Here is a 7,421-nt window from a genome sequence, read left to right as displayed (position 1 = left end):
TTAGCGGTAATTGCTTCTATTGTGTATACTGCAATTAAGTGGCTACTTCCTGTTGCTGTAATTGTTTATTTTAAAGAGATTTTTATGTGACTTGGGTAATGTTTTTCCATTTCGCTCCCATATATGTATAAACATTAAATTTTTACAGTATGAAAAAAAGGAATCTCACATCGCTTCGACTTCGAAAAACAACAATTTCTAACATTAATAATGTACTTATAAAAGGAGGTGCAGGAAACAATGCTAACGCAGGAAATTCGGGAGGTGCAGCAACTGCTGGGCAAACAGCTTCCAATGTAACCTTTACATACGATGGTTGTGGTACACTTAGGTTTTTAAGAACTAGAAACATTTTTTGTCACTAAAATGGTTTTATAAAAATCATACATCTTTAGATTTTTCAAAACAAAGAACATCAAACTATAAGATCTCTTTATCCAAAGGGATTAGTTCAACTTACAGTTTTGAATGCGTCTTTTGGGCTTTTCAAAACTGAGTTTCACTAAAATAAAAAAGTCATTCAATCTCACTTGAATGACTTTTTCCTCAACCAACCTAATAACTGATATCCCACCTTCAGCTATGAAAAAATTGCTGTGAAACTTCGTTTTGTTTCACAGTCAAATATAGCTCATGAGAGTCTTAATTTAATCTTAAGTAATTGCCAAAACTTGATTAAAGTTTTCACAGAGAAACGTTAATTTTTAAGAGTTTTCTCTTATTTCGGTATCAAATCGCAATACCAAAAAGCTGTATCCCAAGCAGAATCATCTGAGGTACAACTATCTTCCTCTTTTTTAGATGGTGTATAGGTTTTTAACACTTTCTCGCCAATAGTAAAGTCAATTGGTGATGAAAAAATAGGTCCGTCAAAGACAAACGTATGAAATTCTCCATTTTCCCCGCAAGGATCAACGGTTGAAGGTAAATCGTTAATGAAATCTTCATCCAAAATTCTTCCCACAAAAGATTCATCTAAATACTTTGCATTTACACACACCGTAATTGCTTTAAAACCTAACGAGATAAATTCTTTCAATAAAGCAATTGTATCTTGTTTCCACAATGGAAATACGCCTGTTATACCAACTTCGAGTAGTTTTTCTTCTCTATATTTTCGTAAGTCTTCTAAAAAGATATCTCCAAAAATTCCATAACGAAAATCTTGTTCCACTAATTGCTGTGTTGCTTTTTGCATGGCTGCATTGTAGTCAGGCATGGTCACTTGTGCAGGAAAATATATTTTTTGTAAAGGTAGTTGCAAACGTTCTACTTGCGCATCTAACAACGATTCTCGCAAACCATGCATAGAAACACGCTCGTAGTCTTTATTTACTGTAGTCACTAATTGCGTTACCTTGTATTCATTCTGTCGTAAGACATGATATAAAGCCAGTGAAGAATCTTTTCCTGTACTCCAATTAAAGTATGCTTTTTTCAATCTGTTTTTTTTATTTTTTAATACTGTCAGATGGAATTCACTAATAACCGAATGATATCCATTATTAATTAATTCGTTAGCTTATTTCATGTTTTTTACGATAAAAAACTCTGAATTGCTAATTGATAACTTTGCATTCCGAAACCTAAGATAACACCTTTTGCATTGGGCGATATATACGATTGATGCCTGAATGTTTCCCTACCAAATGTATTGGAAATATGTACTTCTACAACTGGTGTAGAAATGGCTTTGATAGCATCTCCAATTCCTATAGAAGTATGTGTGTAAGCACCTGCGTTTAAAATAATACCATCATATTCAAAACCAACTTCTTGTAGTTTAGTAATCAACTCGCCTTCTACATTTGATTGATAGTAACTTAAATTCACTTTTGGAAACTGTGTTTGTAATGTTTTAAAATAATCTTCAAACGTAGCACTTCCGTAGATTTCGGGTTCGCGCTTTCCAAGCAGATTTAAGTTCGGTCCATTAATGATGATGATATTCATGGCAATTGTTTTTGTAAAAGTAGGTAATTTTTAAGCATAAAAAAAGACAGAATACCGTATGTATTCTGTCTTAATATTTGAAAAAATATTTTATAAGTTGAATAATGCTCCAACATTAAAACTACTTCTTCTGTTTGTTACTGCATCACCAGTATTATTTTCAAAAGTGTCTATTAGTCCAAATTGTTCTTGGTATTCGATAGTTAATTTAATATTGTCAGTGATAGGGAATTTGTATCCTATTCCTAACGCCAATCCGAAATCAGTACTGGTAAGTCCTTCTTTTACGTCTGTTCCAAATGCTGTTTCTTCTGCATTTAGTAAAAATCCAGCATATCCTCCAAAGTTTAAGTACCATTTTCTAGTACTTCCAAAATGCCAGTTTGCCATGACAGGAATAGTTAAGTAGTTCAATTTAAAGTCAGCATCAGTTCGTATACTATTTCCAGCTGGATCCAAAGAATTAATAAAACCATCTTTCCAACCTTTTGAGTCATAAATAAGTCCTGCCTTAATTCCCCAACGATCTGAGAAATAATATTCTCCCGAAGCTCCAAAATTGAAAGAAACTCGTGCACTTGCTGAATTTCCTTGGATGTCTGATACGGTAACAAAACTGACTCCTCCAATAGCTCCAACTTCAATAGTTCCATTTTCCTGTGCTTGCAATTGCGAAATTCCAATAAATGCAAACACAATACATGCTAATAATTTTTTCATATGTTAATCTGTTTTAATTTATGTTAATGTACTTGCTAAAATATTAAATTAACTTAAAGGCTAATCATTTTAGTTGTGAATTTTCAATAAAAAAAGGAAGCCAAGTTGACTTCCTTTATATAATTTATATGTTGTTTGAAAATTATTTCAAGAAATATCCAATTGATACTTGAATAACTCCATTTGTGTTTTCATCTGAAATACCATCCACATCATTTATATTAGATAAACCCGCATTATAGCGAGCACTAAAATTTAATCCGCTTGAAAGTTTATAACCGAAACCTACGCTTACTCCAAAATCTATGCTTTTAACACCATCTTTGACATCGAGCTCTTGTCCATCGCCTTCTTGTTTTGCTGACACTAAGAATCCTACTTGCGGCCCAAATTCTAAACTAAAGTTTTCAGACGCATAATACTTAGCAAGAATTGGTAAGTTTAAATAGTTATAACGAGATTTCAGTGTTATTTCTGGAGCTATTGCATCTTGTATAAGTGTAAAAAATACATCTTGGTTTACTCCTTGCTGTGAGTATAGCAATTCTGGTTGGATGGAAAATTTGCTTGTTAGTTTAAATTCAGACATTACACCTAAATGCACACCTGCACGCATTTTAGTTCCATCAGAGTTGTCTCCATAAATACTAGATAAATTCAATCCGCCTTTAAAACCAAAGGAAATATTTTGTGCGTTTGTATAAAATCCAACTAATAGTAAGACTAAAAAAATACTTCGTTTTTTCATTGATAAATCTGTTTTAGTACTAAGTTAATGTACCAACGAAAGTATTAAATATTTCAGTATTAATAAATTTTAAACAAAAAAAGAGGAAGCGATGCTTCCTCTTTTTGGTATGTAATACTATTATTTTCTTATAAGAAAATGTTGAATCCGATATTGATTCCGAATACATTTAAGTCTCCATCACCTGCATCTTCATTCAATCCAAGTCCATAACGTAATCCTGGCTCAATACTAACGTTGTCAGCAACAAACCAAGCATAACCAGCTTGAATTCCTAACCATAATGGAGATGTACTGTTTCCAGTAGATCCACTTAAATCTAATCCTACTGGGAATTGACTAGCTACATAGTACTTACCTCCAACTTTCCAGTTGAATCTACCATCTACTCCAGAAACTCCAGAATCAGCATATCCAAGACCAGCTTTTAAAGCTAAATCATCCATAATAAAGTATCCACCTTCAGCTCCTACTCCCCAAGAAGTATTTCCGTCGATAGAACGTAAAGAAAAAGCTGTGTTAGATGTTGATGCTTCACCGAATCCAGTGTTAATTTCTACTAACCACTTTCCTTCTGCTGTTTGCCCTGTTGCTTTGTCATCATCTTGTGCATTTGCAGCGAAAGCGAATCCAAAAACAGCTACAGCTGCTAAAATAATTTTTTTCATTTTAAAATAGTTTTTTAATTAATTCAAGCACAAATATATATATGATATTGTAAATTACAAAAGGGGAAAAACCCCCTTTTTGCACCACTCTCACTACGATTGACACCATTCTGCCAATGTAAAATTTCGAAAAAACAGAATCAATTACTTAGTACTAAAAGTGTTATATTTTAAGTTAGAACTTGTTTTTTAGCGTGTCACATATTGATTTTTTGACGCCAAACTCTTCAATTTTAATATTTCTTTAACTCTTTTCCATCTTTCTTGCTACATTTGAATATGAAATGGACGCACACTCTTAAAGATTTTAAACACTTTTTAAAGATTGAACGTGGTTTGTCTAACAATACAATCGTAAATTATTCACATGATATTGAGAAGCTAATTCGATTTATTGAGCATAATAAAATCAATCATTCGCCATTATCTATTGATGAAGAAACAGTACAGCAATTTATTTATGAAGTTGCTAAAGTGTTAAATGCACGATCGCAAACACGCATTATTTCTGGGTTAAAAAGTTTCTTTAATTATTTAGTATTTGAAGATTATCGAAAAGACAATCCAGCAGAAATGATTGAAGCGCCTAAAATAGGCAGAAAATTACCTGATACCTTAGCACTTGAAGATATTGAGAGATTAATTACTGCGATCGATTTAAGTTCTGCGGAAGGACACCGTAATAAAGCCATTATTGAAACTTTATACGGTTGTGGCCTACGCGTAAGTGAATTGGTGAATTTAAAATTATCCGATTTGTTTTTTGATGAAGGTTTTATAAGAGTCACTGGAAAAGGTGATAAACAACGTTTTGTGCCTATTGGTCCTATTACACAAAAGTACATTACGATTTATGTAAAAGAATCGCGTCCTCTAGTAAAAGAAGTACCTGAATTTAGCGATACTGTTTTTTTAAATAGACGCGGCAAACAACTAACACGTGTTATGATTTTTACAATTATCAAACGTTTGGTTGAAAAAACTGGGTTAAAGAAAAACGTTTCACCACATACATTTCGTCATTCTTTTGCCACACATTTATTAGAAAACGGAGCCGATTTGCGTGCCATACAACTTATGTTAGGTCATGAAAGTATTACTACGACGGAAATTTACATGCATGTAGATCGAAGTCATTTAGCAATGGTTATGGAGAAATTTCATCCAAGAACATAAAAAAAGCAGAAACCTTTTTTGAAAGATTTCTGCTTTTCCTCTTTTTCAGCATTACTGGTTTAACAAGCTTTCCAACATTCTTTTACGGTGTTTTTTTCTCCAATAAAAGTACTGTTGCAGTAACACATAAAAGAAGACACTACGGAGGGCTCTTTTCCTCCATTGGCTCCTACCTGCTGTACTTTCGTAAGAGCATTAGCGCCAGTTAGATTCAAGATTTTCTTTAACATGTTAAGTTTTATTTAGGTTATACATAAAGATACCTATAAATAAACCGCTGTCGTCATAGGTTTGCCATAAAGAATAAACGTGAATACCGTAGTTTCAAAAAAACTTCGATATTCACGTTTTGTGAATGTATTTATAACGTTTACTGCTTACTTAGCAATGTTTACAGCTCTAGTTTCTCTAATTACTGTAATTTTCACTTGTCCAGGATATGTCATATCCGTTTGTATTTTTTGTGAAATATTGAATGATAATTCAGCTGCTTTAGCATCATCTACTTTTTCGCTTTCAACAATTACACGTAATTCTCTACCGGCTTGAATTGCATAGGCTTTCTTTACTCCACTGAATCCAAATGCAATGTCTTCTAAGTCTTTTAAACGTTGAATATAACTGTCTAATACTTGACGACGTGCGCCTGGTCTTGCTCCTGAAATTGCATCACAAACTTGTACAATTGGTGATAATAACGAATTCATTTCAATTTCGTCGTGGTGTGCTCCAATAGCGTTGCAAACTTCAGCTTTTTCACCATATTTCTCTGCCCATTGCATTCCTAAAATTGCGTGTGGCACTTCTGTTTCCGTATCTGGCACTTTTCCAATATCGTGAAGTAATCCTGCTCTTTTTGCTAGTTTCGGATTCAATCCTAATTCGGCAGCCATTACACCACAAAGTTTTGCTACTTCTCGCGAGTGTTGTAACAAGTTTTGTCCGTAAGAAGAACGGTATTTCATTCGTCCAACCGTTTTTATTAACTCTGGATGCAATCCGTGAATTCCTAAATCGATTACCGTACGCTTACCAACTTCAATGATTTCTTCATCAATTTGTTTGCGTGTTTTCTTTACAATTTCTTCAATACGTGCTGGGTGAATACGTCCATCAGTTACCAATCTGTGTAATGACAAACGCGCTATTTCTCTTCGAACCGAATCAAAACAAGAAAGAATAATTGCTTCTGGCGTATCATCTACAATAATTTCAACACCTGTTGCTGCTTCAAGCGCTCTAATATTTCGTCCTTCTCTACCAATAATACGACCTTTTACATCGTCTGATTCTATATTAAAGACAGAAACACAGTTTTCTACTGCTTCTTCTGTTCCAATACGTTGAATAGTATTGATAATTACTTTCTTTGCTTCTTGTTGTGCCGTTAGCTTTGCTTCTTCAAGTTTTCCTTGAATATAGCTCATAGCATCTGTTTTTGCTTCTTCTTTAAGTGAAGCTACTAATTGTTCTTTTGCTTCATCGGCAGACATTCCTGAAATTACTTCCAATTGCTCTACTTGACTTTTGTGCAAACGATCAATTTCAGATTTCTTCTTATCGATAAAATCCAATCGATAATTATAATCTTTTACTTTTGTTTCTATCTCTTGGTTGAGTTTTTTATTCTTTGATAATTCGCTAGAAATTTGAGATTCTTTATCACGTGTACGCTTTTCAGCTTCTGCCATTTTCTTATCCTTTGATAAGATAAATTTTTCGTGTTCTGCTTTTAATTCTAAGAATTTTTCTTTGGCTTGAAGAATTTTATCTTTCTTCACATTTTCGGCATTTGCCTTTGCCTCTTTCAATACAGAAGAAGCTTCTTTTTTTGCCTCTTCAATCATTTTTGAAGCTTGTTTTTTCTCTAAGCTTTTTGCTATGAGAAAACCTATGATTAAACCAATTGCACCTACGGCAACTGCAATTATAATTGTTGTACTATCCATCATCTATCGATCTTAATTATGTATTAGTTAGTAAGGTATAAAACCTTAAATTCCACTTTTCAGTGGGATTAGTTCAACTTATAGTTTTGTGTGTCTTACGGACTTTTCAAAACCAAAAGCATCAAACTTCGGGGTCTCGCTCTATAGCGAGTTTAGTTCAACTTTCACTTTTGTGTATGCTCTTAGAGCTTTTCAAAACTGAGTTTC

Annotated in this window: 9 protein-coding genes; 2 read left to right on the top strand and 7 right to left on the bottom strand. The window is 33.4% G+C overall.

The annotated features are described in order from the left end of the window. Positions 1–149 precede the first annotated feature (149 nt). Complete coding sequence (locus ACRBBL_RS08740; RefSeq protein ID WP_431368648.1) at positions 150–365, top strand: hypothetical protein; 216 nt, start codon at positions 150–152, stop codon at positions 363–365. 353 nt (positions 366–718) lie between these two features. Here ACRBBL_RS08740 and ACRBBL_RS08735 read toward each other — a convergent pair whose 3' ends face one another. The 5 genes from ACRBBL_RS08735 to ACRBBL_RS08715 form a co-directional block, all read right to left on the bottom strand. Beyond that, positions 719–1,441, bottom strand: a complete 723-nt coding sequence (locus tag ACRBBL_RS08735; protein WP_431368647.1) for a diphthine--ammonia ligase — start codon at positions 1,439–1,441, stop codon at positions 719–721. Positions 1,442–1,536: 95 nt separating this feature from the next. Then, entirely contained in the window at positions 1,537–1,953 is a 417-nt protein-coding gene (gene aroQ / locus ACRBBL_RS08730; RefSeq protein ID WP_431368646.1) for a type II 3-dehydroquinate dehydratase, read from the bottom strand. Positions 1,954–2,043: 90 nt separating this feature from the next. Further along, positions 2,044–2,673, bottom strand: a complete 630-nt coding sequence (locus ACRBBL_RS08725; protein WP_431368645.1) for a porin family protein — start codon at positions 2,671–2,673, stop codon at positions 2,044–2,046. A 142-nt stretch (positions 2,674–2,815) separates the two neighbouring features. Beyond that, positions 2,816–3,421 carry a porin family protein gene (locus tag ACRBBL_RS08720; protein WP_431368644.1) on the bottom strand — a complete coding sequence of 202 codons (606 nt, stop codon included), beginning with the start codon at positions 3,419–3,421 and terminating at the stop codon, positions 2,816–2,818. Between the two features lie 128 nt (positions 3,422–3,549). Further along, on the bottom strand, positions 3,550–4,089 hold the full coding sequence (locus ACRBBL_RS08715) for a hypothetical protein (RefSeq protein ID WP_431368643.1): 540 nt from the start codon (positions 4,087–4,089) through the stop codon (positions 3,550–3,552). Positions 4,090–4,368: 279 nt separating this feature from the next. On the opposite strand from ACRBBL_RS08715, the gene xerD reads away from it, so the two are divergent. Further along, positions 4,369–5,265: a site-specific tyrosine recombinase XerD gene (gene xerD / locus ACRBBL_RS08710; protein ID WP_431368642.1), complete on the top strand. Its 897-nt coding sequence runs from the start codon at positions 4,369–4,371 to the stop codon at positions 5,263–5,265. A gap of 59 nt (positions 5,266–5,324) precedes the next feature. Here the strand turns inward: xerD and ACRBBL_RS08705 are convergent, their stop codons facing one another. Together ACRBBL_RS08705 and rny are read right to left on the bottom strand one after the other, a co-directional pair. Continuing rightward, positions 5,325–5,495: a hypothetical protein gene (locus ACRBBL_RS08705; RefSeq protein WP_431368641.1), complete on the bottom strand. Its 171-nt coding sequence runs from the start codon at positions 5,493–5,495 to the stop codon at positions 5,325–5,327. Between the two features lie 147 nt (positions 5,496–5,642). Continuing rightward, positions 5,643–7,214, bottom strand: a complete 1,572-nt coding sequence (rny, locus tag ACRBBL_RS08700; protein ID WP_431368652.1) for a ribonuclease Y — start codon at positions 7,212–7,214, stop codon at positions 5,643–5,645. Between the last annotated feature and the right edge of the window lie 207 nt (positions 7,215–7,421).

Origin of the sequence: Kordia sp. (genome assembly GCF_050633145.1) — a bacterium.
GTDB lineage: Bacteria > Bacteroidota > Bacteroidia > Flavobacteriales > Flavobacteriaceae > Kordia.
This window is presented reverse-complemented; position numbering and strand designations above follow the sequence as displayed.

Bases quoted from the DNA above. Each gene is read 5' to 3' on its own strand.
- ACRBBL_RS08740 (WP_431368648.1), top strand. From the start codon at position 150: ATGAAAAAAAGGAATCTCACATCGCTTCGACTTCGAAAAACAACAATT.
- aroQ (WP_431368646.1), bottom strand. From the start codon at position 1,953: ATGAATATCATCATCATTAATGGACCGAACTTAAATCTGCTTGGAAAG.
- ACRBBL_RS08725 (WP_431368645.1), bottom strand. From the start codon at position 2,673: ATGAAAAAATTATTAGCATGTATTGTGTTTGCATTTATTGGAATTTCG.
- ACRBBL_RS08720 (WP_431368644.1), bottom strand. From the start codon at position 3,421: ATGAAAAAACGAAGTATTTTTTTAGTCTTACTATTAGTTGGATTTTAT.
- ACRBBL_RS08715 (WP_431368643.1), bottom strand. From the start codon at position 4,089: ATGAAAAAAATTATTTTAGCAGCTGTAGCTGTTTTTGGATTCGCTTTC.
- xerD (WP_431368642.1), top strand. From the start codon at position 4,369: ATGAAATGGACGCACACTCTTAAAGATTTTAAACACTTTTTAAAGATT.
- ACRBBL_RS08705 (WP_431368641.1), bottom strand. From the start codon at position 5,495: ATGTTAAAGAAAATCTTGAATCTAACTGGCGCTAATGCTCTTACGAAA.
- rny (WP_431368652.1), bottom strand. From the start codon at position 7,214: ATGGATAGTACAACAATTATAATTGCAGTTGCCGTAGGTGCAATTGGT.